Here is a 26404-nt window from a genome sequence, read left to right on the forward strand (position 1 = left end):
AAGTTGTAGCTTAGCCGGACATGGGATGAATTGCCATGTGGGTGCCGACACGTACGACCCGCCTCGAAAGTGGGTGGTGACGCCCTCCCCTCCGATGTGACGACCCGCACAGTACATCCCGGTAATGCTGTTTCGGTTGCCGCTGAGCTGCGAATTCGGCGGACTATCGGCGGGGTTGCGCGATCGTGTCCGGCACGGCCGGTCGCCGGTGTTGACCCACGCCGTTATAGGTGTAACTATGGGAAACAGTTACCCATGCGAGATGGAGAGGCTGTGACGACGATGTCCGTTGCCGCGACGCCGGAAGTAGACCCTGTGGTCGCCCAGGCCATGGAATACGCCCAGAAGCTGCTTCTGCTGTCCGAGGGGTCGGTCAACAAGCACTTCGATCCGTTCACCGACATCGACTGGGACAACCCCGATTTCGCCGCCGATGCCGGTGAACAGCGGTGGATCCTTCCGGAATCCGCCGACCCGCTCGGGCGTCACCCTTGGTATAAAGCGCTGCCGGAGGAGCGGAAGATCGCAATCGGCAAGTACCGCCAGGCCAATGTGGCCAAGGTCGGTCTGCAGTTCGAGTCGATCCTGATCAGCGGCATGGCGACCCACAACTTCGGCCTGCCCAACGGTTCGCCCGAATTCCGGTACTGCTCCCACGAGATGATCGAGGAGCACAACCACACCCTGATGTTCCAGGAGATGGTCAACCGGATCGGCATCGACGTGCCGGGGATGGGCCCGTTGGTGCGCAAGTTCCGCTACGTTGCCGCACCGGTCGCCGCGCGGCTCCCCAATCTGTTCTTCATGGCGGTACTCGCCGGCGAGGAACCGATCGACCACATCCAGAAGCAGATCCTGCGCTCCGGCGAGGAAGTGCATCCGATCATGCGCGGAGTCATGGCGATTCACGTCGCCGAGGAGGCGCGCCACATCTCCTTCGCGCACGAGTTCCTGAAGAAGCATGTGCCGGAGTCGAATCCGGCCGCGAAGTTCGTGCTGTCGCTGGCCATGCCGATCGTGATGTGGATTCTCGGCCGGTCCATCGCGACTCCGCCGAAGTCCTTCTTCGAGGAGTTCGACATCCCGGACGACGTGCGTAAGGAACTGTTCTACGGCTCCGCCGAGGCGCGGCAGACCTTCGCCGACTACTTCATCGACGTGCGGGCCCTGGCCAAAGATCTGGGCCTGATGAACCCGATCTCGAAGAACGTCTGGAAGCTGCTGAAGATCGACGGTCCGGCCAGCCGGTACCGCTCCGAGCCGCAGCGCGCCAAGACCAAAGCCGCCTGAAGGGTAGCCATACAGTGCCGTATGTAGTCACCCAGTCGTGCTGCAGCGACGCCTCCTGTGTCTACGCATGCCCGGTCAACTGCATCCATCCCACGCCGGACGAACCGGATTTTCCGACGGCCGAGATGTTGTACGTCGATCCCGCGGCATGCGTGGACTGCGGCGCATGTGCCACGGCCTGTCCGGTGGACGCCATCACCTCCTCGACGAAGCTCACCGCGGAGCAGAAGCCCTTCATCGAGATCAACGCCGATTTCTATCGCCAGGCGCGGCCGCGTCCGCTGCTGGCCAAGCCGGTGCCCGCCGCCGAGGTGGACACCGATCGCGGCCCGATGCGCGTCGCGATCGTGGGTTCGGGCCCTTCGGCGATGTACGCCGCCGACGAGCTGCTCACTCAGCCGGAGGTGACGGTGACGGTCTTCGACCGGTTGCCGGTACCCTACGGCCTGGCCCGCCACGGCGTCGCGCCCGACCATACCCGGACCCGGCAGGTGAGCCGGTTGTTCGATGTGATCTCCGCGCAGCCCGGATTCGGGTCGTACCTGAATGTGGCGGTGGGTGAGGACATCTCGCACGCCGAACTGCTGGACCACTTCGATGCGGTGATCTACGCCGTGGGCGCCTCCTCCGACCGCAAGCTCGGTATCCCCGGCGAGGGTCTGCCCGGCAGCTTGTCCGCGACCGAGTTCGTGGCGTGGTACAACGGCCATCCGGACTACGCGCAGCGCAGTTTCGATCTGTCGCAGCGGCGCGCGGTGATCGTCGGCAACGGCAACGTCGCGCTCGACGTGGCCCGGATTCTCACCATGGATGCCGACCTGCTCGATGCCACCGAGGTGTCGCCGACGGCGCTGGCGGCACTGCGGCACAGCAAGATCGAGGAAGTGGTGATCGTGGGCCGCCGCGGTCCCGCCGAATCCGCCTTCACCGTCCCCGAATTCGTGGGCCTGCTCGGATCCGATCTCGACATCGTCGTGGAAGGTGATGTGCCGGAACCGACTCCGGATATGCCGCAGAAGGTCGAGCGGAAACTGAAGCTGCTGCGCGGCGTGGCCGACCGCCCGGTGGGCGCGCGCAAACGCATCGTCTTCCGTTATCGCTCCTCGCCGGTGGCACTGGTCGGCACCGACCGGGTGACCGGAATCGAGCTGGTGCGCAACGAACTCGTCACCGACGAGGCGGGCATCACCCGGGCCGTCGCGACCGACGAGACCGAAACCCTGGATGCCGCGCTGGTTCTGGCTTCGGTGGGTTACCGCGGTGTGGCCGTGCCGGGGGTGCCGTTCGACGAGCGCGCCGGTGTCATCCCGAACGCCGACGGCCGGGTGCTCGAATCCGCCGGCGCCGCGGTGGTTCCGGGCACCTATGTGACCGGCTGGATCAAGCGCGGTCCGACGGGCTTCATCGGTACCAACAAGTTCTGCGCACAGCAGACGGTGCGACAGCTGGCCGACGACTTCAACGCCGGGCGTCTGCGCCGCCCCACCGCCGACGCCGCCGATTTCGATCGGCTGGTCCAGCGCCGCCGCCCCGATGCGGTGCGCGGCGGTGCCACGGCCCAGCCGTGGTGGAAGCGTAAGCTGCTCGCTCGCGCGTGAGCCGGACATATCAGCCGACCGCCCCGATCCACCCGGATCGGGGCGGTCGTCGTTTCGGCAACCATCCAGTCATCCGGAACGGCGGCACGGAATTCGGTCTCGTGAATGTCATTGCCGCAATTCCATAGAAAACCGGTCGGTATTCTGCGCGATCGACTGTGAAATGGCCAGTTTTGCCAGCTATTCTCGTGCGGTAGGTGAATTCGACCTTCTGATCTTGTCGAAGATCGCGGTCTATCAGGTCTTTTGCTCGATCGAGCGGCGAGTGTGAAAGCTTTTCCGTCCATTCGGTTTCCGTGATCGAGACCGACCAGCTAACCTGTGTTCGCTGTTTGGTAAACGACCGCGACCACATGGTTGAAGCACCTGGGGCCGTGGTCTCGGTGCGTTGACGGGATGGCAATGACGGTTGGCTTCGGCATGAGCATCGGCACAGTGAATTCCGTGTGGGCGGCAACTACCGGTGATCGCGGCCGTCCGGCGGTCCGCGTGCGCCGCACCGCGGTCACTTTCGACCGCTCCGGGGATGTCCGGGTCGGGGGAGTTCCTCGATTCGCGCCGGTGGTCACCGATTTCGCCGATCTCACCCGCACGCGCGAGCCGGTGTCGCTGGGCGGCCGGATCCGATCGTCGGCCGACCTGGTCGCCTCGGTCGCCACCTGCCTGATCGATGGCAGCGATCCCGAAGCGGGGCCGGTCCTCACCTATCCCGCCTGCTACACCGACCGGCAGATCGCATCGCTGCAGTACGCGTTGCACCGCTGCGGCGCCTTCGACGTGATTCTGATGCCCGAACCGGTGGCCGCCGTGGAATGGCTCGACGACGAATATGGTGTTTCCGCAAGCTGTTCCACGCTCGTCTACGATCTGGGCGCCAACAACCTGGACGTCGCGGTGGTCCGGACCGAAGCGGAATGGAATCAGCGCGGAGTGCTCGGCTCGGCGCTGCGATCCGATGCCTTCGGTGGCCGGCCGCTGGGCGCCGTCCTGGCGCGCTACGCGCGGGCGCTGGCTCCGGACGTGCCGGCACCGGTGTCGAAGGTGGTGCCGGCCGAGGACACCCGCCGCCTGCGCACGTGGCATGTGCGCAATTCCCTTCGGGTGGTCCGCGATTGCCTGAAGCGTGCGCGGGTGACCATCGACGACATCGATCGCGTGTTACTGATCGGTGGCGCCGCGCGGCCGGTCGAGGTGGCGGAGGTGCTGGCCGAATTGGGCCCTCCGGTGATCGTCCCGCCGGACCCGGCGCACACGGTCGCGACCGGAGCCGCCATCGCCTCGGCTCGATTCGCCACGAGCAACAGCAATGCCGGGCGGTATGCCCGGGGTGCGGCGGTTGCGTCCTCCGCCGCGGTCGTCTCCGCCCTCGCGATGTCGGCGGCAACCATGATCGGTGGTGGCCCGCTCGGTACCGACGGCCCGATCATGGAATTCGCCCCCGCGCTGGCCGGTCCGGCGGATGCGTTGCGCGAACAGTTCGGCGAGCTGCCGCAGACGCCCGGCTTCGGGGTCGGATTCACGGCGCTGGCGGCCCGCGCCGACAGCCTGATGGGCACCTCGCTGACCGGATTGCGCGGCTATGCCGGTGCGGCGCACGACTTTTCGCACGCCATGACCGATCGGGTCGACAATGCGCTGCGCGACTACGGCGCTGTCACGCCCTGCGTGCCGCCCCGCGCCCGGACCTACTCCGATCCGGCGCGTTTCACCAACCCCATGCCGTTCGTGAACTCGGGTGCGGCGGCGCTCCTGGCGGCCGGCGCCGCGGCCCGCAACCTGCCCGGCACGGGACATCCCGGTGAGCCGGGATCAGGTGATCAGGGCACCCCGCCCGACGGGGGCACCACACCCGGGGACTCGTCGAAATCCGGAAGTCCGGCGCCGAAACCGGACGGTTCGACCACACCCGCATCGGGCACGAACCCCGCGCCCGCCGACAACACGGCCGCCGCTCCCGCAGCGGCGTCCGGGAATTCGCATTCCGGCGATGCCGCGTCCGCTCCGGAGTCCGGGCACTCGAGCGGCACCGCGGCCAGCGGTGACGGCTCGGGTACCACGTCGGCCGAGTCGAACTCGGCCGGCGAGACCGGCGGTTCGAGCGCATCGTCCAACGGCTCGGGGTCCAACAGCGCCGATACGCACGGCGCGCACGCCGACGACTCCGCGAACTCCGGTGGTACGGAATCGGATGCGGCGAAACCGGGGGCCGCGGACTCGGGCCCGGCACGCTCCGGCGACGCCGCGAACTCCGGCACCGGAACCGATGCCGGTGGTACGGCGAATTCCGACGGCGGCTCCCACTCGGGCGACTCCGCGAATTCGAACGGCGCTGCGAATTCGAACGGCGCTGCGAATTCGAACGGCGCTGCGAATTCGAACGGCACTGCGAATTCGAACGGCGCTGCGAATTCGAACGGCACTGCGAACGCCGGGGACAATGCGAAGCCCGGCCCCGGGGCGAGCGCGGCCACACCTCCCGGCGGCGCTACCCGGCCCGGCGGGACGAACCCCGCTCCGGTCGCCCCCGCCCACCCCGGGGCCGTCGCGCCGAGCCACCCCGGCCTGGGCGTCACCCCCGGTGGCGGCTTCCACGGGGGCGGCCTGGGCGGCGGCTTCCACAGCGGTGGTTTCGGCGGTTTCGGGCACTGACCGGGTTCCCCGACAGGCCTCGGCCACCGATAACGCGGCCGGCCGGCGACTACGAGTGCAGCACGACCTTCGACTCGAAGCGGTGGTGCACCGTCGTGTCCATCTCTGTTGTCCTCTCCATATCCGTTGTCTGCCAGACGATCTCGTGACCACTGCCAGTCAAGTCGCGCGAAGCCGACAAAGCTCGCGGGATTCGGACCTGCAGTTGACGTGTCATCCAGCCCTTGGGGGGCATACCGTTGGGTAACGGTGGCGGGGCTGTAAGCGCAGACGCACAATCGGTGACAATGACTCGGTGAACAGTCCTCGACTGATTGCCCTGGATGTGGATGGGACCATCCTGCAGGCGGGCGCACCGATGAGCCCGCGGGTGCGTGCGGCGGTGCGCGCCGCGGTCGATGCGGGCGCCCATGTGGTGATCACGACCGGCCGCACCCTGCTCGCCACCCGGCTCGTGATGGAGGAGCTGGGACTCGAGGAGGGTCAGGCGCTGTGCTCGAATGGCGCTGTGCACGTCGACATTTCGAACTGGGAGCCACTGGCGGTCCACACCTTCGATCCGGAACCCGCGGTCGCGACGCTGCGTTCACTGCTGCCCGATATGGTGCTGTCGGTGGAGAAGGTGGGGGTGGGTACCTGGGCCACCGGCTACTATCCCGGCAGCTTCCGGCTCGGCGAATTCCGCTTCGTCGACGATGCCGAACTGAGCCTGGAGCCCACCACGCGGCTGAACGGCTGGTGGCCCGGCGGCAGCCTCGACGAAATGATCGACGCCGTCGGCGACCTCGACCTCCCTGGAGCCGGCTGGGTGCACGGTGAGGACGAACCGTGGCTGGTCGCCTCCAAACAGGGGGTGTCCAAAGGCTGGGCGCTGGAACAACTTCGCCTGACTCTCGACATCCCGCTCGAGCAGACCCTGGCCATCGGCGACGGCTACAACGATATCGAAATGCTCACCTGGGCAGGACATTCCGTCGCCATGGGCAACGCGGTGCCCCCGGTTCACGAGCTCGCCGACGAAACGACCGCCGATATCAGCGAGGACGGGGCGGCCCTGGTGCTGGAGCGCTGGTTCGCCGGATGAACCCCGGCGCCCGAAGTCGCGCGACCGTCGCGAGTCCAGGGGCCGGTGTGACCGAGACTGCCGTGCGGCCAGGTGGAATCAGGCCGAGAGATCGAGGAATAGCCGGTCGGCGGCTCGATAGCGCTCGAGGGCGACCTCGGTGAGGAACCGGTGCGGCCCGATCGCGGGCGCGTGCACGAGGCCGGGCTCGGCGACGGCCAGACGATCGATGAGCAATCCCGGGGCGAGGAACCATGGGGCGACCATCACCCGGCGGGCTCCCCGGCGGCGCAGATCCGAGACCGCTCGGCTCAGCGACGGCTGCGTGGTCGCGAAGCAGATCGCGGACCGCCAGCGGGTGCCGCGCGTGAGCGCCACTGCGACCTCGGCCGTGATCCGGTTGGCGGCAGCGGACGACGACCCGACGGCTGCGACCGCGATACCCAGCTCGGCATCGTCGCGATCGGCCCCCGCGTTCAGCGCTCTGTCCCGTAACGCCGCCACCAGTCGCTCGTCGGTCCCGAGCACATCGGCCTGCGTGATTCGCAGTAGCGGATGCCGATGGCGGGCAGCCGCCAGCATGCCGGGTAGATCGACCCGGGCGTGAAAAGCGCTGCCCAGCAGCAACGGAACGACGATGGCCTCGGTATGTCCCTGTGTCGCAACGGCATCGATGACCTGTTCCACCGAGGGGGTGTTCAGATCCAGGAATGCCAGTCGTACGTCGACATCCGGACGGTGTCCGGCGATCTCGGCGACCACGGCCGACATCGTCGCGGCGGACCGCGGATCACGGCTCCCGTGTGCGACCGCGATGAACGCCGGGGGACGGCCGGCCCGGTCTCCGGCATCGGCAAGTCCGGTGCCGGAAGCCGTGGTGTGCGCGGCGAACGGCCTGAGCGACCGCTCGCGGTTCACGAACATCCCACCGGCCGAACCCATCTCAGCTGCCGACCTCGACGGAGGTCAGTACGTCGCCCACCAGGCCCGCGGCCAGCGTGTTACCGCCCGCCGGGTCGATGAGCAGGAAGCTGCCGGTGTACCGGTTGACCCGATAGTCGTCGGCCGCGATCGGCTCCGCGACGCGTACCGAGATGCGGCCGATATCGTTGAGCGCCAACGATTCCGGATTCGGATCGGCGGCCAGGTTCTGCTCGTCGAACCGCTCGATCAGCGCGCCGACGATGGCCTGCGTGGTCCGGGTGCCGTGCTTGAGCAGCAGGCGGGCGCCGGGCCGCAGCGGCTTGTCGCCGAGCCAGCAGACTGTGGCGTCGAACGAATCGATCGGGTCGGGCGCATCGGCGGCCGCGACGATGGTGTCACCGCGGGAGATGTCGACATCATCGGTGAGCAGCAGGGTCACACTGCGGCCGGGCTGGGCGGAGGGCAGTTCGCCGTCGGCGGTGTCGATGCGCTCGACCGTGGTCCGGATGCCGGAGGGCAGCACCACGACCTCGTCCCCCTTCGACACCACGCCCGCGGCGACCTGCCCGGCATACCCGCGGTAGTCCGGATACTCCGCGGTTCGCGGGCGGATCACGTACTGGACCGGGAAGCGCAGGCCCACCTGATGACGGCCGGTGCTGTCGGCATCGACAGGCACCGACTCCAGATGCTCGATCAGGGAGGGGCCGTCGTAGAACGGGGTGTTCGCCGAGCGCGACGCGATATTGTCACCGTGCAGCGCCGAGACCGGGATCTCCACGACGTCTTCGGCGGCCCAGCCGAGTTTGCTCGTCAGCTCGGTGAACTCGGCCACGATCTGGGCGAAGACCGCTTCCGCGTCGTCGACCAGATCGATCTTGTTCACCGCCAGTACCAGCTTCGGCACGCCCAGCAGCGCCATCACCGCGGCGTGGCGCCGGGTCTGCTCGATGACACCCTTGCGGGCATCGACCAGCAGGATCACCAACTGTGCCGTCGACGCGCCCGAGACGGTGTTGCGGGTGTACTGCACGTGGCCCGGGGTGTCGGCGAGCACGAAGGACCGTTTCGGCGTCGCGAAGTACCGGTAGGCCACATCGATGGTGATGCCCTGTTCGCGTTCGGCGCGCAGCCCGTCGACCAGCAGCGAGAGATCGGGGGTGGCCAGGCCCTTGTCGACCGAAGCCCGGGTGACGGCGTCGATCTGGTCGGCCAGCACCGATTTCGTGTCGAAGAGCAGGCGTCCGACCAGGGTGGACTTGCCGTCGTCGACACTGCCGGCGGTGGCGAGACGGAGGAGATCGGGCTGTGTTGTCTGCTCGTTCCGCAAGCTCCACTCGCTCATCAGAAGTAACCCTCTCGCTTGCGGTCTTCCATGGCGGCCTCGGAGACGCGGTCGTCGCCGCGGGTCGCGCCACGTTCGGTGAGTCGCGACGCGGCGACCTCGGCGAGGATGTCGTCGTTGGTCGCGGCATCGGAAAGTATTGCGCCGGTGGTGGATCCGTCGCCGACGGTGCGGTAGCGCACCGACTTGACCACCAGCTCCTCACCCTCGCGCGGACCACCCCAGGAGCCCGGGGTCATCCACATGCCGTCGCGCTGGTAGACGGGCCGCTCGTGCGCGTAGTAGATGGTCGCGAGTTCGACGTTCTCGCGCGCGATGTAGCGCCAGATGTCGAGTTCGGTCCAGTTGCTCAGCGGGAACACCCGCACGTGCTCACCGGGCGCGTGCCGGCCGTTGTACAGGTTCCACAGTTCGGGGCGCTGCCGCTTCGGGTCCCAGCGGCCGAAGGCGTCGCGCAGCGAGAAGATCCGCTCCTTGGCCCGCGACCGCTCCTCGTCGCGCCGGCCGCCGCCGAAGACCGCGTCGAAGCGGTTCTCGGTGATGGCGTCCAGCAGCGGCACGGTCTGCAGCGGGTTGCGGATACCGTCGGGCCGCTCGGTGAGCCGGCCGTCGGCCAGGTACTCCTCGACGCTCGCGACGTGCAGCCGCAGCCCGTACTTCTCGACCACGTGGTCGCGGAAGGCCAGCACCTCGTCGAGGTTGTGGCCGGTGTCCACGTGCAGCAGCGAGAACGGCAGCGGCGCGGGCCAGAAGGCCTTGAGCGCCAGGTGCAGCAGGACCGTGGAGTCCTTCCCGCCGGAGAACAGGATCACCGGACGCTCGAATTCGCCCGCCACCTCACGGAAAATGTGGATGGCTTCGCTCTCGAGGGCGGCGAGGGTATCGAATTGTGTTTCGGTCACCGTTGAAGTCATGAGGCGTGCAACCCGCATTCGGTCTTGGCGAGGCCGGCCCAGCGGCCGCTTCGCGGATCGGATCCCGGTTCCGGTTTCCGCGTGCACGGAGCGCAACCGATGGACGGATATCCCTCCTCGACAAGAGGATTGACGAGAATGCCGTGCTGGTCGATATACGCGGCCATCTCGTCGTCGGACCAGGCGGCGATCGGGTTGATCTTCACCAGGCCGAAGCCCTCGTCGAAGGAGATCAGGGGGGCGTTGGCCCGGGTGGGGGCCTCCACGCGCCGGATGCCGGTCACCCAGGCGTTGTAGGGGGTCAGCGACTTCTTCAGCGGGACCACCTTGCGCAGCCGGCAGCATTCACCCGCATCGCGCGCGAACAGATCCTTGCCCAGCAGCCGATCCTGTTCGGCGACGGTGTGTTCGGGCTGCACATTGAGGATGTTCACGCCATAGACGGTTTCGACCGCGTCCCGGGTGCCGATGGTTTCGGCGAAGTGGTAGCCGGTGTCGAGGAACAGGACCTCGACACCGGGCCGCACCTGCGCGGCCAGCTGCACCAGCACCGCGTCCTGCATATTCGAGGCGACGATGTAGCTGGAACCGAAGGTGTCCTCGGTCCACTGCAGCAGCTCGGTGGCCGAGGCGTCCGGACCCAGCCGCGCCGCGCCGTCCTCGGCGATCCCGCGCAGCTCGGCTTCGCTCAGCTTTTCCAAAGTGGTTGCCATACTGAATCTCCCGTTACCGAAGGTCGGCCTCGTCGGCGCGGACGGCCCATTGCGCGAACCGCTCACCGTCGTTGCGGTTCTTGACGAAATTGCGGACGACACGCTCGATGTAGTCGCCGAGCTCCTCGCTGGTCACCTTGTGCTGGCGCAGCTTGCGGCCGAAGCCGCTGTCGAGCCCGAGGCTGCCACCGAGGTGAACCTGATAGCCCTCCACCTGATTCCCCTCGCCGTCGTCGACGAGCTGACCCTTGAAACCGATGTCGGCGATCTGCGAACGGCCGCAGGAGTTGGGGCAGCCGTTGATGTTGATCGTGACCGGCACGTCGAGCTGGGCGTTGATATCGGCCAGGCGCCGGTCGAGTTCGGGCGCCAGGACCTGCGAACGCTTGCGGGTCTCCACGAAGGAGAGCTTGCAGAACTCGATACCACTGCAGGCCAGCAGGTTTCGCCGCCAGGCCGACGGCCGGGCCTGCAGGCCCAGCGGTTCCAGTTCGGCGATGAGTTCTTCGACCTTGTCGTCGGGGACGTCGAGCACGACGATCTTCTGGTAGGGGGTGAACCGGATCCGGTCCGCACCGACCCGTTCGACGGCGTCGGCGACCTGGGTCAGGATCGCGCCCGAGACGCGACCGGCGATCGGGGAGAAGCCGATCGCGTTGAGACCGTTGCGCAGCCGCTGCACGCCGACATGGTCGATGGGCCGGGCCGGCTTCTCGGGCGCCGGACCGTCGATGAGCTTGCGCTGCAGGTACTCGGTTTCGAGAACTTCTCTGAATTTCTCGACGCCCCAGTCCTTGATGAGGAACTTCAACCGCGCCTTGGTCCGCAACCGGCGGTAACCGTAGTCACGGAACAGCGAGACGACCGCTTCCCACACATCCGGCACCTCGTCCAGCGGCACCCACGCACCGACCCGCTGCGCGAGCATCGGATTGGTGGACAGGCCGCCGCCGACCCACAGGTCGAAACCGGGGCCGTGCTCGGGATGTTCGACGCCGACGAACGCGACGTCGTTGATCTCGTGGACCACATCCTGCTGGCCGGAGATCGCCGTCTTGAACTTGCGGGGAAGGTTCGAGTACTCCTTCTTACCGATGTAGCGCCGGGTGATCTCTTCGACCGCCCAGCTGCCGTCGACGACCTCGTCCAGCGACTCACCGGCCAGCGGGGAGCCGAGGACCACACGCGGGCAGTCGCCGCAGGCCTCGGTGGTCTGCAACCCGACCGCCTCGATGCGCCGCCAGATCTCCGGGACGTTCTCGATTTCGATCCAGTGGTACTGCAGGTTCTCGCGGTCGGAGAGGTCCGCGGTGTCGCGGGCGAACTCGGTGGAGATCTGGCCGAGGGTGCGCACCTGCTCGACGTTCAGCGCGCCGCCGTCGCAGCGGATGCGCATCATGAAGTATTTGGCCTCGAGCAGATCGATGTTCTCGTCACCGGTCCAGGTGCCGTCGTAGCCCTGCTCACGCTGGGTGTAGAGGCCCCACCAGCGGAAGCGACCGCGCAGATCGCTCTTGTCGATCGAGTCGAATCCGCCCTTGGCGTAGATGTTCTCGATGCGCGCACGGACGTTGAGCGGATTGTCGTCCTTCTTGCTCTGCTCGTTCGCGTTCAGCGGCTCCCGGTAACCGAGGGCCCACTGGCCCTCGGACTTGCGGCGGACCGGCTTGCCGGTACGTTCGCGCGGGCCGGAAGCCTCCGGGCGGGGCCGAGCGCGACGCTCACGGGCGAGACGTTCACGATCCGCGCGAACGGACTCGGGGGTGGGACCGGCGTCGGTACTCGACGTCATAGGGTCGCTCCTGAAGAAGATGGATCAGGCCTTGCGGCAGGCGGGAGGGGCTGGCTCGCGCCTTCGGTGTTCAGCGAATCGAACCGATGGGCATCGCGACGGATGCCGGGAACCGGGAAGAGGGGAGGCCGAGCTACCGGAGGCGATCCGGCAGACAACTGGCGCTGCAGACGCGCTTGAAGTCGACATGGCGGCGCGCCACGAGTCGTACTCCAAGTCCGGTCATGAGAGTTATTGTGCCATGTCAGATGGGTCTTTCCGACCGGTGGGTCATATTCTCCGCAAAAAAGGGGGAAATTCCCTGGACGGCCGTCCTAATTTGTGAGATGCGTCATAGATCAAGAGGATTCGCCGATCGCGACGCGGCCGGGTCCGTCCGACGGGGCACCGAGGGGTCGGCTCGGGCAGGAGGACGAGCTTTCCGGTCGCCTCGTCGTTCTCCATCCGGTGGTGGGCCGCGCCCACGTCGTCCAGTGCGAAGACGCGGTCGACATTCGGATGCGGAACGCCCGCTACGACGGCGTCGGCGAGGCGCTGCGACACCGCCGTGCTGCCCGCGCGCTCGTCGCTGTGGAAGGCGGTGATCCCGGTTCCGGGCCGGAGAATGGCCTGCCGGGTCCGTAGCTCCGATCGGTTCACCCCCGCCCCGCGCACCCGAACCGGGCTCCATCCCGCCCGGACCCGCGGATCGCAGTTCCCTGATCTCCAGCACCTTCGGCGATCTCCAGCACCTTCGGCCCGCCCGCTCGCATACAGACCGCCGCACGCATCGTCGTCTCCTTCATGCGTTCACTGTCGTCGGCGTCCGAGGCGGCGGACCATCGATAGAATGCCGATTCATGCCCGTTCGTCGCCAACCTGCCGAGGCGGCTCCCACGTCGCGGCTGTGGCCGTCCGGGGGCGTTCACCAGTGGGCTTCGGGAGCGTCGAGTTCGGTCCACGCGCATGCGCGCGGGCATCTGGTGTACGCCGCCCGCGGTGTGCTCTCGGTGCACACCGAACGCGGGACGTCGATCGTGCCGGCCAACCGAATCGGCTGGACTCCAGCCGGATTCACGCACCAGCACCGCGCCCACGGGCGGACCGACATGCGGATCGTCTTTCTCCCGGCGGCACCGGCCCGGCTGCTACCGGACCGCCCCGCGGTGTTCAGGGCCACCGATCTGGCCCGCGAGGTATTCCTCAGTCTCACCGGGCCCCGCGACCACGATCGCGGTGCGCGCGCCCGGCTGCATCGCGTGCTCGTCGACGAACTGCGGGAAGCGCACGAGCAGCCGCTGCAACTGCCGCAACCCCGCGACGACCGGTTGCAGGCCCTGGCGCGGATTCTGCACGACGACCCCGGCGACAACACCGCCCTGGCTGAACTCGGGCGCAGGGTCGGGGCCGGTGCGCGGACGCTGAGCCGGCTGTTTCACGACGAGCTCGGCGCGACCTTCTACGAATGGCGCACTCAACTGCGCATCTCGCACGCGCTCGTGCTGCTCGCCGACGGCCACGACGCGACGTACGTCGCGCACGCCTGCGGGTGGGCGAATCCGAGCGGCTTCATCGCGGCGTTCGCCGACATCGTCGGCACCACTCCCGGAAAATACGCCCGCGCGCACCGAACCCGCCGCGGGCGATCTGTGCCGGAAGCGATCGACTAGCCGGTGTGCCGCCGGTCACTGCGCCGCACCGGGCACACTGGTGGGGTGACCGCATCCGCTCCCGAACACACCACCGCCGCGCCGGCGCTGCGCGATTTCGGCGGCGGGCCGTTCGGGATCTACGTGCACGTCCCGTTCTGCGCGACGCGCTGCGGCTACTGCGATTTCAACACCTATACGGCGGGCGAGTTGGGCTCCTCCGCCTCGCCGGAGTCGTGGCTCGAGGCCCTACGTGGGGAATTGGCCACCGCGGCAGCGGCTTTCGCGGAACTGCCGAGTGCGCAACCGCCGGTGTCGACGGTCTTCGTCGGCGGCGGCACCCCTTCCCTGCTGGGCGGCGACGGTCTGGCCGACGTCCTCGACGCCATCCGCGCCGAGTTCCCCCTCGCCGCCGATGCGGAGGTGACCACGGAATCGAATCCGGAGTCCACCTCCCCGCGGTTCTTCGAGCGCATCCGAGCGGCCGGATACACCCGCGTCTCCCTCGGCATGCAATCGGCCGCGAGCCACGTCCTGCGCATCCTCGACCGCACCCACACTCCCGGGCGCGCCGTGGCCGCCGCCCGCGAGGCCCGGGCAGCCGGTTTCGACCACGTCAACCTCGACCTCATCTACGGCACGCCCGGCGAATCCGACGCCGACCTCGACACCAGCCTGGACGCGGTCCTTTCCGCCGGTGTCGACCACGTCTCCGCCTACTCCCTGATCGTCGAGGACGGCACCGCCATGGCCCGCAAGGTCCGCCGCGGCGAACTCCCCGCCCCCGACGAAGACACCCTCGCCGCCGGCTACGAACGCATCGATGCCCGCCTCACCGCCGCCGGATTCGGCTGGTACGAGGTATCCAACTGGGCCACAACGTCTCCCGCGCGCTGTCGGCACAACCTCGGCTACTGGGACGGCGGCGATTGGCTCGGCGCCGGCCCCGGCGCGCACAGCCACCTCGGCGGCGTGCGTTGGTGGAACGTGAAGCATCCGGGCCGCTACGCCGAGCGCGTCGCCGCCGGCGACGGACTGCCCGCCGCCGGCTGGGAGGCGCTGACCGACGCGGAGCAGTACACCGAGCGGGTGATGCTCGGCGTACGCCTGCGCTCCGGACTCCCGCTCGAGGAATTGGATGCCGATGGGCGCGCGGCATGTGAGCGTGTGGTCGCCGACGGTTTGGCCGTTGTCGACCGTGACCGGTTGGTGTTGACCGACCGTGGGCGTCTGCTCGCCGATGGCGTGGTTCGCGATCTGCTGGGCTGACCGGCGGTCGGCTCTCGGATCGGTCTGTTTCGCTGCTGGTCTCGCGCTCATCGAGCCCGGCAGTGCCGTCTCGCGTGATCGGAGCGTTCGGCAACGATGGCCGAATGGAGTTGGTACCCGGACGATTTCGCGGTCGTGGGGTATAGCGATGCCAACGATCGGATTCCGCGGTGACGGGCGCTACCTATCAGTCTATTTCGCCCCGAATTCGGCGCTGCGGCCCGGGCGCGGGCCCGGACAGCGTAGGGTTCGAGGCAACTTGAGGAGATCCATGTCACAGGCACGCCACATCACACTTGTCCACGAGCAGAGCGAGTTCGCTGAAACGCGTGCCGCAGAGAAGGCCGAGGCCGCACGGCGCAGCGCGCTCGCCGCGCGGGCGGTGGCCAGTCATTCGACCGGAGTCGACGACTGCCAGTCGCTGCTGACGATGCTCGGATTGGATGCGGCGGCAGGCAAACTTGTCGCCGAATCCGACTGAGTTCACGCCTCGGGCGCACGACGGACGTCGTCGCCCGCGCCGCCCGGGGCTGACCTCCGTTCCGCTGCGCGACCGGGTGCCCGGCGCCGGTCCGGCGCCACTGTGCGACCTCACACGCGGGAACTCGTCCGCACAGGAACTAAACTGGTAGCGGATCAACCGGGAATCCGCGTGGTAGATGCTGCCCGTGTGCGGCCACGTGGACTCCGAAGGCGAGCGAGGAGGTGGGGCCGATGTCGAGCACCGAGAAGCGGCGGCTGGAGGTCCTGCGTGCGATCGTCGCGGACTACATCGCGACCAAGGAGCCGATCGGGTCGAAAACGCTGGTGGACAAGCACAATCTGGGCGTCTCCAGCGCAACCGTGCGCAATGACATGGCGGTCCTCGAGGCCGAGGGGTACATCACCCAGCCACACACGAGCTCCGGTCGCATCCCGACCGACAAGGGCTATCGCCAGTTCGTGGACAACATCGCCGAGGTCAAGCCGCTGTCCAATGCCGAGCGCCGCGCGATCATGGAATTCCTGGAAAGCGGAGTCGACCTCGACGACGTCCTGCGACGCGGGGTGCGGCTGCTGGCGCAGCTGACCCGGCAGGTCGCGATGGTGCAATATCCGACCGTCTCGGCGTCGACCGTGCGCCACCTGGAGGTCGTGGCGCTCAATCCGGCCCGGTTGCTGCTGGTCGTGATCACCGATACCGGGCGGGTCGATCAGCGGCTCGTCGATCTGGGTGCGGTGATCGACGACGAGGATCTCGCCGCACTGCGCGGCATGCTCGGCAAGGCGATGGACGGTAAGCGTCTGTCGGCTGCCTCGAGCGCCGTCGCGGCGCTGCCGGAGAACGCCCCCGCCCGGCTGCGCGACGTCCTGGTCCGGGTGTCGACCGTGCTGGTCGAAACCCTGGTGGAACATCCGGAGGAGCGGCTGGTGCTGGGGGGCACGGCCAACCTGACCCGCAACGCCGGCGATTTCGGCTTCCCGGGTTCGCTGCGTGCCGTCCTCGAGGCGCTCGAGGAGCAGGTGGTGGTGTTGAAGCTGCTGGCCGCGGCGCAGCAGCCCGGCACGGTGACGGTGCAGATCGGTGAGGAGACTCGCGTCGAGCAGATGCGCGGCACCTCGGTGGTATCCACCGGGTACGGTATGCCGGGTACCGTGCTGGGAGGTATGGGAGTGGTCGGCCCGACCCGGATGGACTACCCCGGCACGATCGCCTCGGTCGCCGCGGTCGCTCGTTATATCGGCGAGGTGCTCGCGGAACGATGAGCCCGCCCCGGTAACCGGGATCCGCGCCGGCCGGCAACCGAGTTCGCCGGTCGGCCACAGTGAACATGGCAGCATCGGCTGTGAGCAGGGATGCTGGACGACACCCATTCGGAACAGGACTAGAGACTCAAGTGGCACGGGACTACTACGGAATCCTCGGCGTCGGGCGCAACGCGTCCGACCAGGAGATCAAACGCGCCTACCGCAAGCTGGCCCGGGAACTGCACCCCGACGTCAACCCGGATCCGGACGCGCAGGAGCGGTTCCGCGAGGTATCCACCGCCTACGAGGTTCTCACCGACTCCGAGAAGCGCCGCATCGTCGATATGGGCGGCGACCCGATGGAATCGGCGGGAGCGGGCGGCGGCTTCTCCGGCGCCGGTTTCGGTGGCCTGGGCGATGTGTTCGAGGCCTTCTTCGGCGGTATGAACGCCACCAGTTCACGCAAACCGCGCGGCCGGGTGCAGCCGGGCGCGGATTCGCTGCTGCGGACCCGGTTGTCACTGGCCGAATGCGCGGTCGGCGTCACCAAACACCTCACCGTCGACACCGCGGTGCTCTGTGATCTGTGCCAGGGCTCGGGCACCAACGGCAATTCCACGCCGGTGCGCTGTGAAACCTGTGGCGGCGCGGGTGAGGTGCAGACCGTGCAGCGGTCCTTCCTGGGACAGGTGATGACGTCACGGCCGTGTCCGACCTGTCGCGGTACGGGCGAGACCATTCCCGATCCCTGCCGCAAGTGCGGTGGTGACGGCCGGGTGCGTGCCCGCCGCGAGATCGCCGCGCCGATTCCGGCGGGTGTCGCCAACGGCATGCGGGTGCGGCTGGCCGCGCAGGGTGAGATCGGCCCCGGCGGCGGACCGGCCGGTGATCTGTACGTCGAGATCGTGGAGCAGCCGCACGACACCTTCGTCCGGGACGGCGACGATCTGCATTGCACGATCCGGGTACCGATGGTCGATGCCGCGCTCGGCACCACGGTGGTCATCGACACGATCCTGGATGGCCCCACCGAACTGACCATTCCGCCGGGCACCCAGCCGGGCGAGGTGTCGGTGCTGCGGGCCCATGGCATGCCCAAGCTGCGTTCCAGTTCGCGCGGTGACCTGGTCGCGCACCTGGACATCGTGATTCCGACCAAACTGGACAACAAGCAGTTCGACCTGCTGCGCAAGTATCAAGCGCTGCGCAACGGCGAACACACCGAGGTGCTCTCGGCCCAGTCCGAACACAACAGCGGATTGTTCGCGCGGCTGCGGGCTTCCTTCAGCGGTCGCTGAAAACGCCGTGGCCGCAACGGTTTTCTATCTCGACGAGATACCGCCGGTCGGCGCGGTCGCGGTGCTGGACGGTCCCGAGGGGCGGCACGCCGCGACCGTGCGCCGCATCCGGGTCGGCGAGCCGGTCACCCTCTCCGACGGTGCGGGACTGCTCGCCGAATCCGAGGTCGTGGCGACCGGGCGCGATCGCCTGGATCTGAAGGTGCTCGATCGCGTGGTCGCCCCGCCCGTGTCGCCGGCGGTGACGGTCGTGCAGGCACTGCCCAAATCGGATCGTTCCGAACTCGCGGTCGAATTGATGACCGAGGCGGGCGCCGACGCGATCGTGCCGTGGCAGGCCGCCCGGTGTGTCGCGAACTGGGAAGCCAAGGCGCGCAAGGGCGTCGACAAGTGGCGTGCTGCGGCCCGGACGGCGGCCCGGCAGTCGCGGCGGGCCTACATCCCCGAGGTCGCCGATCTGCATCGCACCGCGGATGTGGCCGCATTGGTCCGGAAATCCGTCGCGGACAATGGCATAGCGATCGCCCTGCACGAATCCGCGACGGCGCGATTCGCCGAGCTGGCGTTCCCGCAGTCCGCGCCGATCGTGCTGATCGTGGGACCCGAAGGCGGTCTCGACGACTCGGAATTGGATGCGCTCACCGCGGCGGGGGCCACCGTCGCGCTCCTGGGGCCGACGGTCCTGCGCACCTCCACCGCCGCGGCGGTCGCGCTCGGTGCGCTGGGGGCATTGACTCCGCGCTGGTAGGTCCCGGATCCGGGCGACATCCGCGGTGCACCGTGCTCCGGCAGTGCGGCGCGGTCGTCAGGCGGGGCCGGCAGTACCGACCTCGGCTGGGCCGGCCGCAGGCCGGGACCGGGAACTCTCGCCACGCAACCGGAATCCGGTCTTCTGATGGCGAGTGACGATTTGCACTGGTTTCTGACTCTCGCCGAACTCGAACGCGTGGGTGCGGCGGCCGATCGGTTGCATCTGGCCCAGCCCACGCTGTCGCGCATGCTCGCTCGGCTGGAACACCGGCTCGGCACGCAGTTGTTCGATCGGCACGGTAAGCGGCTGACGCTCAACGAATCCGGGCGCATTTTCTACGAACACGCGCGCCGCGCCCAGGCCGAACTGGACGCCGCGGGCCGGGCGCTCGCGGAGCTGGCGAATCCGGCCAGCGGGTCGGTGCGGCTGGCATTCGTGCCTTCCTTCGGCGGGCGGGTCGTGCCGGAGCTGATCGCCGGCTTCCGGCGCGTGTCCGGGCGGATCACGTTCCGGCTCGACCAGGGCCCCGCCAATGTGGTGGCCGCCGAGGTGCTCGACGGTACGGCGGATCTCGGTCTGACCTCGCCCGAACCGGCGCTGCCCGGGCTGGGCTGGCGCACGCTGTTCCGGCAGCGCCTCGCCCTCGGAGTTCCGGTCGATCATCGGCTGGCGGGGCGGCGGCAGATCCGGCTGGCGGAGGCCGCCGAGGCCGAATTCATCGCCATGCCCATCGGGTACGGGATGCGCAGAATTCTCGACGAGCTCTGTGCCGCAGCGGATTTCCGGCTGCGGATCGTGCTGGAGTCCAGTGATCTGGTGACCGTGTCGGGTCTGGTGGCGGCGGGACTCGGAGTGGCGCTGCTGCCGTTGGAGGAGCCCGCGGTGCGGGGGCCGCAGCCCGGGCCGGTGCTGGTTCCGCTCTCGGATCCGGGTGCCGCCCGCGCGGTCGGGCTGATCTGGTCGGCCGACGCGGTACCCGGCGACGCGGTGCGCACCTTTCGAGAGTTCGCCATCGAATGGTCGCGCGAATGGTCGCGCGGGAGCGGTCGGTGAACGGACGGTGACGACTGCTCATCTTCCGGGTGAGCGGCCTCTGAGCTGGGGCTGGAGATCAAATAAGTGGGCGGTGTCGGTGCCGCGCGATAGACTTTGGAGAAAGGAGAGGATCCGTTCGAGACCGGAAAGCAGGCTATAGCCCCTTTTGCGAACATCAGGCGATATCGGCGACCCGACAACTCCCACGACCGGCATCGGAGCCGGTGCCCCCGGCAATGGTAACGGTTCGGGTCCAGCGGCCCGGACGGTGCGGTCCAGCATCGAACTGGCCCCGGAGTCCGTGTTCGGATTCCTCGGTTCCGCCGATGCGAACCTGCGTGAACTGGAAGATCTCCTCGACGCCGACATCCACGTGCGCGGGAATTCGGTCACCCTCACCGGTAAGGCCGCCGACGTGGCGCTGGCCGAGCGGGTGGTCGAGCAGCTCGTGGCGTTGACCGCGCACAATCGCGTCGTCACTCCGGAAGCGGTCCGGCATACCGTGTCCATGCTGACCGAGGGGTCCTCCGATTCTCCGGCCGAGGTGCTGAGCCTGGACATCATCGCGCGGCGCGGCAAGACCATCCGCCCGAAGACGCTGAACCAGAAGCGCTATGTCGACGCCATCGACGAGCACACGATCGTCTTCGGCATCGGTCCGGCCGGTACCGGTAAGACCTATCTGGCGGTCGCCAAGGCCGTGCAGGCGCTGCAGAGCAAGCAGGTGACCCGCATCATCCTCACCCGTCCGGCGGTGGAGGCCGGGGAGCGGCTGGGATTTTTGCCGGGCACGCTGAACGAGAAGATCGATCCGTATCTGCGTCCGCTCTACGATGCCCTGCACGACATGATGGACCCCGAGGCGATTCCGAAGCTGATGGCGTCCGGCGTGATCGAGGTCGCGCCGCTGGCGTATATGCGCGGACGCAGCCTCAACGATTCCTTCATCATCCTGGACGAGGCGCAGAACACCACGCCGGAACAGATGAAGATGTTCCTGACCCGTCTCGGCTTCGGTTCGAAGATCGTCGTCACCGGCGACGTCACCCAGGTCGATCTGCCCGGCGGTACTCGATCCGGGCTGCGGGTGGTCAGCGACATCCTCACCGATATCGACGACATCCATTTCGCGGAGCTCACCTCCAGCGACGTGGTGCGCCATCGGCTGGTCTCGGAGATCGTCGACGCCTACGACCGCTACGAGTCCGACGCCCGGCCGCAGGTGGCGCGGCACTACCCGGGCGGCAACCGCGCTCAGCGCCGCGCGGCCGACAAGGCGGCTCGCCGCTGAGTGGGTTGAGCGGCTCGCCGCTGAGTGAGTTGAGCGGCTCGCCGCTGAGTGGGTCGAGCGGCTCGCCGCTGAGTGAGTTGAGCGGCTCGCCGCTGATCCATCGGAGCGGCTCGCCGCTGGTGTGGTGGTAAGGCCATGCGCGGCCCCCATTAGGCTGGCAGGGTGAGTATCGAGATCGCCAACGAGTCGGGCATCGACGTATCGGAACCGGATCTGGTCAGCGTCGCGCGGTTCGCGATCGAACGGATGGACGTGCATCCGGCGGCCGAATTGTCGATGGTGCTCGTTGATCTCGACACCATGGCCGACCTGCACATGCGATGGATGGATCTGCCGGGTCCCACCGATGTGATGTCGTTCCCGATGGACGAACTCGAACCCGGTGGCCGTCCCGACGGCGCCGAACCGGGCCCCTCGATGCTCGGCGATATCGTGCTCTGCCCGGAATTCGCCGCCGCTCAGGCCGGTAAGGCCGGCCATTCCCTCGACCACGAGCTGGCGCTGCTCACCGTCCACGGGGTACTGCATCTGCTCGGCTACGACCATGCCGAACCGGAAGAGGAGAAGGTGATGTTCGGCCTGCAGAACCGCCTGCTCGCCGAATGGTACGAAAGCCTGCGCGAGGCCGCCCGCCGGGCCGAACTGGCCGAACGCGACCGCCGCCTGCTGGGCAAGACCGGATTCACCGCCCCGGGTGACCCCCTGGACCCCGCATGAGCGGTCAGGGCCGGAGGCGGCAGCGTAGCGTCACCACGCAGGCCCGAGCTCATGCGGCCAATGAACACAGCATGAGCGGTCAGGGCCGGAGGCGGCAGCGTAGCGTCACCACGCAGGCCCGAGCTCATGCGGCCGAGGGCAGAGCGTGAACTGGCTGATCCCACTGCTGCTGGCGATCCTGCTGGTGCCGGTCGGCGGGGTCTTCGCGGCGATCGATTCCGCGTTGATGACCGTCTCGCCGGCGCGGGTCGACGATCTGGTCCGCGCCGACCGTCCGGGCGCTCGCCGGCTGGCCCGGATCGCGATCGACCGGCCGCGCTATGTGAATCTCATGGTGTTGCTGCGGCTGGCCTGTGAGATCGCGGCGACGGTCCTGCTGGCCGCCGCGCTGAGCGAGGTGCTCAGCTGGGGGTGGGCGCTGGCCGTGACCGCGGTGATCATGGTCGTCATCGACTATGTCGTCATCGGTGTCGGCCCGCGCACGCTGGGGCGCCAGCACGCGTATTCGATCTCGCTCGCGGCCGCGCTGCCGCTGCAGGCGATCGGGGCGCTGTTCGGTCCGGTGAGCCGGTTGCTGATCATGATCGGGAACGCCATCACCCCGGGTCGCGGATTTCGCAACGGCCCCTTCGCTTCCGAAGTGGAACTGCGCGAGATCGTCGATATGGCGCAGCAGAGCGGTGTGGTCGACTCCGAGGAACGCCGCATGATCCAGTCGGTGTTCGAACTCGGCGACACCGCGGCCCGCGCGGTGATGGTGCCGCGCACCGAGATGGTGTGGATCGAGGCGGACAAGGCGGTGGCGCAGGCGATGTCGCTGGCCGTGCGGTCCGGGCACTCGCGCATTCCCGTGATCGGCGAGAACGTCGACGACATCCTCGGTGTGGTCTATCTGAAAGATCTTGTGCCGTATGCGGATCGGGGCCGCAGCGTGCAGGTGCGGGCGGTGATGCGGCCGGCCGTGTTCGTGCCCGATTCGAAACCGCTCGACGCCTTGCTCGACGAGATGCAGCGTCGCCGTAACCATATGGCGCTGCTGGTGGACGAATACGGCGGAATCGCCGGGCTGGTCACCATCGAGGATGTCCTCGAGGAGATCGTCGGTGAGATCGCCGACGAATACGACACCGACGAGATCGCGCCGGTGGAGGAGCTGGGCGAGGGCGTCTACCGCGTCTCCACCCGGCTGCCGGTCGAGGATCTGGGCGAGCTGTTCGGCCTGGAGATCGAGGAGGAGGACGTCGACACCGTCGGCGGCATGCTGGCCCACACCCTGGGCCGGGTGCCGCTGCCGGGATCGGAGGTCGTCGTGCACGGGCTGCTGCTGCAGGGGGAGGGCGGCGCCGATACCCGCGGCCGGGTGCGGGTGCACACCGTCGTCGCGCGCCGCGCGGGGGAGCCGGATGAACTGTCGGACGCGCTCGCGGATGCGGTGCGCGGCGACCGTCAGGGGCGGGAAGAGACGTCGAGATACGAGAACGGAGATGGCGATGACCGAGGGTGAAACCGCCGATGTGAACCCCGCTGATTTGAACCCCGCCGATTTGAGCACCGCCGATTTGAACCCCGCCGATTTGAACAACGAGGACGGCAAACTGCTGCTGCTGGCGCGCGGTGCGATGGGACGCACCGGTGGGGTGGCGGGTGCGGCGATCCGCGATACCGACGGCCGCACCTATGCGGCGGGCACGGTGGATCTGAACGCGCTGTCGTTGTCCGCGCTGCAGGCGGCGGTCGCGGCCGCGATCTCCAGCGGTGCGGAGGGATTCGAGGCGGCGGTGCTGGTCGGTGGTCGGGATTCCGATCCCGGGGTGGCCGCGGTCCGTGAGGTGAGCGCGGCGGCGGTCGTCATCGTCACCGATCGCAAGGGCGCCACCTACCGCACCGTCGACGCCGGAACCGAGTCGGCACGATGAGCGTCCAGCAGCCCCGCGAGGGCGAATTCCGTTCCGGCTTCGTCTGTTTCGTGGGCCGGCCCAACACCGGCAAATCCACGCTCACCAACGCCATGGTCGGCCAGAAGATCGCGATCACGTCCTCGCGGCCGCAGACCACCCGCCATACCATCCGCGGCATCGTCCATCGCGACCACGCCCAGCTGATCCTGGTCGACACTCCCGGACTGCACCGGCCGCGCACTCTGTTGGGGCAGCGCCTCAACGATCTGGTGCGCGACACCTACTCCGAGGTCGACGTGATCGCGCTGTGCATTCCGGCCGACGAGAAGATCGGCCCGGGTGACCGCTGGATCGTCCAGCAGGTCAAGCAGATGGCGCCGAAGACGACGCTGATCGGCGTGGTCACCAAGATCGACAAGGTGGACAAGCCGCAGGTCGCCGAGCAACTGCTCGCGGTATCGCAGCTGCTGGGCCCCGAGGCCGAGGTGGTTCCGGTATCGGCGGCCAAGGGTGAGCAGGTCGAACTGCTCGTCGATGTGATCGCATCCAAGATGCCGGAGGGCCCGGCGTTCTACCCCGACGGGGAGCTGACCGACGAGCCCGAGGAAACCCTGATGGCCGAACTCATTCGCGAGGCGGCGCTGGAGGGGGTGCGCGACGAGCTGCCGCATTCGCTGGCGGTGGTGATCGAGGAAGTCATGCCGCGCGAGGATCACGAGGACATGCTCGACGTGCACGCCCTGCTGTACGTGGAGCGGCCGAGTCAGAAGGCGATCATCATCGGTAAGCGCGGCGCCCGGCTCAAAGAGGTCGGCACCGCGGCGCGCAAGCAGATCGAGCACATCCTGGGCTCCCGGATCTATCTGCACCTGCACGTGAAGGTCGCCAAGGACTGGCAGCGCGACCCCAAACAGCTGCGCAAGCTGGGCTTCTGACCGGCGGTCGGCCTGGGTCGGTTCGCTTCCCCCGGTCGCTTTCCGGCGCCATCGTCATCTGTGATCTCCGTCTCGCGGAGGTTCCCGAAATGTCGCGCGGATCTGGTCAATCGTCCATATCGGAGTCGCAGGTCGGCCGTAGTCGAATTGTGATGTGCGATTCCGGTATTTCCGCAGGAGCGCGCGAACTGTGTGCGCACGCACATTGTGAGACGGGCCTACGATCCTGGCGTGAAGTGGATGTCCCGGGCGTTCGGCTCGAAAGAGCTGCCGCCGCAAGTACGTTCGGATCTGGAATCGGAAGGGATCGTCGTATTCGGCCCGGTGAGTGGATCGCTGGCCAGGCGCAATTATCGGACACCACTGCACTACGGTTCTTCCAGTTGGGAGAATATCGTCGGCGGAACCATCGGGATGAGCAGAAAACGCCTGGTCATCTGGGGGAATCGGGAGGCGTTGGTCGACGTCTGGCTGGGCCATCCCGCCGTCACCTTGGAACTGCAGGGGCCCGAACGAATGCTCGTCGAGGCCGACCGTGGCGCGATCGATCCGATTCGCACCGGCTGGACCACGTTGCTGCTGCGCACAATTCACGCACCGCGCATCGCGCAGCTGTATGCGGAGGGGCTGCCGCGCAGCGTGTGAGGCGCTGCGCGTGGGTGCGGGATCGAAGCGGCGGTGTGTCCGGCGGGCGAGTATTCCGACCGGACGACCTCGGAAAGTGTCACGCGATCCGAGTGGCGTGGGGTCGTGGGCGCGTCGGAGCGGCGTGGGAGACTGTCAGCGTGTTGTTGTATCGGGACCAGGCGATTGTGCTGCGCCAGCACAAGCTGGGTGAGGCCGATCGCATCGTCACGCTGCTCACCCGTCAGCACGGGCTGGTCCGGGCGGTGGCGAAGGGTGTGCGCCGCACCCGGTCGAAGTTCGGCGCCCGGCTGGAACCGTTCGCCTATATCGACGTGCAGCTGTATCCCGGACGCAACCTCGACACCGTGACGCAGGTGCATACCGTGGAGGCGTTCGCTGCCGATATCGTCGCCGACTACGGTCGCTACACCACCGCCTGCGCGGTACTGGAAACCGCCGAACGCCTCGCCGGCGAGGAGCGCGCCCCCGCACCTCGCCTGCACACCCTGACCGCCGGCGCCCTGCGCGCGATCGCCGCCGGCCGGCGCCCGCACGAACTGATCCTCGACGCATTCCTGTTGCGCGCCATGGGTTTCGCGGGCTGGGCGCCCGCCCTCGACGAATGCGCCCGGTGTGCCACCCCCGGCCCGCACCGCGCCTTCCACGTGGCCGCCGGGGGAGCGGTCTGCGTCCATTGCCGCCCGCCCGGCTCGGCCACGCCCTCGGTCGGGGTCCTCGAATTGATGAGTGCGCTCAATCGCGGGGACTGGACCGGACTCGACATGGTCGCCGAGTCCGTCCGCCGCCAGGCCAGCGGGCTCACCGCCGCCCATTTGCAATGGCATCTGGAACGGCAGTTGCGGACCTTGCCGTTGATCGAGCGCTCTCGTCCGCACGAGGCGGCGGAGCCGCCGGCGTCGCGGGTGGGATAGCCCGCCC

The 26404-nt window shown here is 68.1% G+C and carries 25 protein-coding genes; 18 read left to right on the forward strand and 7 right to left on the reverse strand.

Annotation, left to right across the window (positions count from 1 at the left end):
• Positions 1–282: 282 nt before the first annotated feature.
• The 4 genes from C5E41_RS06415 (at position 283) to C5E41_RS06430 (ending at position 6621) form a co-directional block, all read left to right on the forward strand.
• The gene (locus C5E41_RS06415; RefSeq protein WP_104374921.1) at positions 283–1290 is read left to right on the forward strand and encodes an AurF N-oxygenase family protein; all 1008 of its coding nucleotides are present in this window, start codon (positions 283–285) and stop codon (positions 1288–1290) included.
• A 14-nt stretch (positions 1291–1304) separates the two neighbouring features.
• Entirely contained in the window at positions 1305–2888 is a 1584-nt protein-coding gene (locus C5E41_RS06420) for an FAD-dependent oxidoreductase (RefSeq protein ID WP_104374922.1), read from the forward strand.
• 420 nt (positions 2889–3308) lie between these two features.
• The gene (locus C5E41_RS06425; RefSeq protein WP_181063125.1) at positions 3309–5537 is read left to right on the forward strand and encodes an Hsp70 family protein; all 2229 of its coding nucleotides are present in this window, start codon (positions 3309–3311) and stop codon (positions 5535–5537) included.
• 295 nt (positions 5538–5832) lie between these two features.
• On the forward strand, positions 5833–6621 hold the full coding sequence (locus C5E41_RS06430; RefSeq protein ID WP_258080791.1) for an HAD family hydrolase: 789 nt from the start codon (positions 5833–5835) through the stop codon (positions 6619–6621).
• A gap of 78 nt (positions 6622–6699) precedes the next feature.
• On the opposite strand, the gene C5E41_RS06435 is transcribed toward C5E41_RS06430, so the two are convergent.
• The 7 genes from C5E41_RS06435 to C5E41_RS35900 all read right to left on the reverse strand — a co-directional run bounded on the left by C5E41_RS06435 (position 6700) and on the right by C5E41_RS35900 (position 12942).
• A complete protein-coding gene (locus tag C5E41_RS06435; protein WP_258080792.1) occupies positions 6700–7542 on the reverse strand; it encodes a sirohydrochlorin chelatase in 843 nt (280 codons plus the stop codon).
• A gap of 1 nt (position 7543) precedes the next feature.
• Positions 7544–8869 carry a sulfate adenylyltransferase subunit 1 gene (locus C5E41_RS06440; protein ID WP_104374924.1) on the reverse strand — a complete coding sequence of 442 codons (1326 nt, stop codon included), beginning with the start codon at positions 8867–8869 and terminating at the stop codon, positions 7544–7546.
• Positions 8869–9801, reverse strand: a complete 933-nt coding sequence (gene cysD, locus C5E41_RS06445) for a sulfate adenylyltransferase subunit CysD (protein ID WP_104374925.1) — start codon at positions 9799–9801, stop codon at positions 8869–8871. The genes C5E41_RS06440 and cysD overlap by 1 nt, the downstream gene beginning before the upstream one ends.
• Positions 9780–10496, reverse strand: a complete 717-nt coding sequence (locus C5E41_RS06450) for a phosphoadenylyl-sulfate reductase (RefSeq protein ID WP_104374926.1) — start codon at positions 10494–10496, stop codon at positions 9780–9782. The genes cysD and C5E41_RS06450 overlap by 22 nt, the downstream gene beginning before the upstream one ends.
• Before the next feature lie 13 nt (positions 10497–10509).
• Positions 10510–12288: a nitrite/sulfite reductase gene (locus C5E41_RS06455; protein WP_104374927.1), complete on the reverse strand. Its 1779-nt coding sequence runs from the start codon at positions 12286–12288 to the stop codon at positions 10510–10512.
• A gap of 133 nt (positions 12289–12421) precedes the next feature.
• Positions 12422–12514: an Ms4527A family Cys-rich leader peptide gene (locus tag C5E41_RS35895; RefSeq protein ID WP_368854180.1), complete on the reverse strand. Its 93-nt coding sequence runs from the start codon at positions 12512–12514 to the stop codon at positions 12422–12424.
• Positions 12515–12558: 44 nt separating this feature from the next.
• Positions 12559–12942 (reverse strand): zinc-binding dehydrogenase, encoded by a 384-nt coding sequence (locus C5E41_RS35900; protein ID WP_368854486.1) that lies wholly within the window; start codon positions 12940–12942, stop codon positions 12559–12561.
• Between the two features lie 185 nt (positions 12943–13127).
• Here C5E41_RS35900 and C5E41_RS06465 point away from each other — a divergent pair, with 185 nt between their 5' ends.
• The 14 genes from C5E41_RS06465 to recO all read left to right on the forward strand — a co-directional run bounded on the left by C5E41_RS06465 (position 13128) and on the right by recO (position 26397).
• A complete protein-coding gene (locus tag C5E41_RS06465; RefSeq protein ID WP_104374929.1) occupies positions 13128–13937 on the forward strand; it encodes an AraC family transcriptional regulator in 810 nt (269 codons plus the stop codon).
• A gap of 45 nt (positions 13938–13982) precedes the next feature.
• A complete protein-coding gene (gene hemW / locus C5E41_RS06470; RefSeq protein WP_104374930.1) occupies positions 13983–15185 on the forward strand; it encodes a radical SAM family heme chaperone HemW in 1203 nt (400 codons plus the stop codon).
• A 271-nt stretch (positions 15186–15456) separates the two neighbouring features.
• The gene (locus tag C5E41_RS06475; protein WP_062962660.1) at positions 15457–15666 is read left to right on the forward strand and encodes a hypothetical protein; all 210 of its coding nucleotides are present in this window, start codon (positions 15457–15459) and stop codon (positions 15664–15666) included.
• 233 nt (positions 15667–15899) lie between these two features.
• Complete coding sequence (gene hrcA, locus C5E41_RS06480) at positions 15900–16931, forward strand: heat-inducible transcriptional repressor HrcA (RefSeq protein ID WP_036499751.1); 1032 nt, start codon at positions 15900–15902, stop codon at positions 16929–16931.
• 131 nt (positions 16932–17062) lie between these two features.
• On the forward strand, positions 17063–18211 hold the full coding sequence (gene dnaJ / locus C5E41_RS06485) for a molecular chaperone DnaJ (protein ID WP_104374931.1): 1149 nt from the start codon (positions 17063–17065) through the stop codon (positions 18209–18211).
• A gap of 7 nt (positions 18212–18218) precedes the next feature.
• Positions 18219–18959: a 16S rRNA (uracil(1498)-N(3))-methyltransferase gene (locus tag C5E41_RS06490; protein ID WP_104374932.1), complete on the forward strand. Its 741-nt coding sequence runs from the start codon at positions 18219–18221 to the stop codon at positions 18957–18959.
• Between the two features lie 147 nt (positions 18960–19106).
• Positions 19107–20015, forward strand: a complete 909-nt coding sequence (locus C5E41_RS06495) for a LysR family transcriptional regulator (protein WP_104374933.1) — start codon at positions 19107–19109, stop codon at positions 20013–20015.
• 196 nt (positions 20016–20211) lie between these two features.
• Complete coding sequence (locus tag C5E41_RS06500) at positions 20212–21288, forward strand: PhoH family protein (protein ID WP_104375135.1); 1077 nt, start codon at positions 20212–20214, stop codon at positions 21286–21288.
• Positions 21289–21450: 162 nt separating this feature from the next.
• Complete coding sequence (gene ybeY, locus C5E41_RS06505) at positions 21451–22005, forward strand: rRNA maturation RNase YbeY (protein WP_030512859.1); 555 nt, start codon at positions 21451–21453, stop codon at positions 22003–22005.
• 145 nt (positions 22006–22150) lie between these two features.
• Positions 22151–23509, forward strand: coding sequence for a hemolysin family protein (locus tag C5E41_RS06510; protein ID WP_104374934.1), 1359 nt, complete (start codon positions 22151–22153; stop codon positions 23507–23509).
• A gap of 115 nt (positions 23510–23624) precedes the next feature.
• Positions 23625–23921 carry a cytidine deaminase gene (locus C5E41_RS06515; protein WP_104375136.1) on the forward strand — a complete coding sequence of 99 codons (297 nt, stop codon included), beginning with the start codon at positions 23625–23627 and terminating at the stop codon, positions 23919–23921.
• Entirely contained in the window at positions 23918–24838 is a 921-nt protein-coding gene (gene era / locus C5E41_RS06520) for a GTPase Era (protein ID WP_104374935.1), read from the forward strand. Before C5E41_RS06515 ends, era begins: the two co-directional genes overlap by 4 nt.
• A gap of 231 nt (positions 24839–25069) precedes the next feature.
• The gene (locus C5E41_RS06525; protein WP_146097475.1) at positions 25070–25483 is read left to right on the forward strand and encodes a hypothetical protein; all 414 of its coding nucleotides are present in this window, start codon (positions 25070–25072) and stop codon (positions 25481–25483) included.
• 140 nt (positions 25484–25623) lie between these two features.
• Positions 25624–26397: a DNA repair protein RecO gene (gene recO, locus C5E41_RS06530; protein ID WP_104374937.1), complete on the forward strand. Its 774-nt coding sequence runs from the start codon at positions 25624–25626 to the stop codon at positions 26395–26397.
• Positions 26398–26404 lie beyond the last annotated feature (7 nt).

It is taken from the genome of Nocardia nova, assembly GCF_002933465.1.
In the GTDB taxonomy this organism is placed as follows: domain Bacteria; phylum Actinomycetota; class Actinomycetes; order Mycobacteriales; family Mycobacteriaceae; genus Nocardia; species Nocardia nova_B.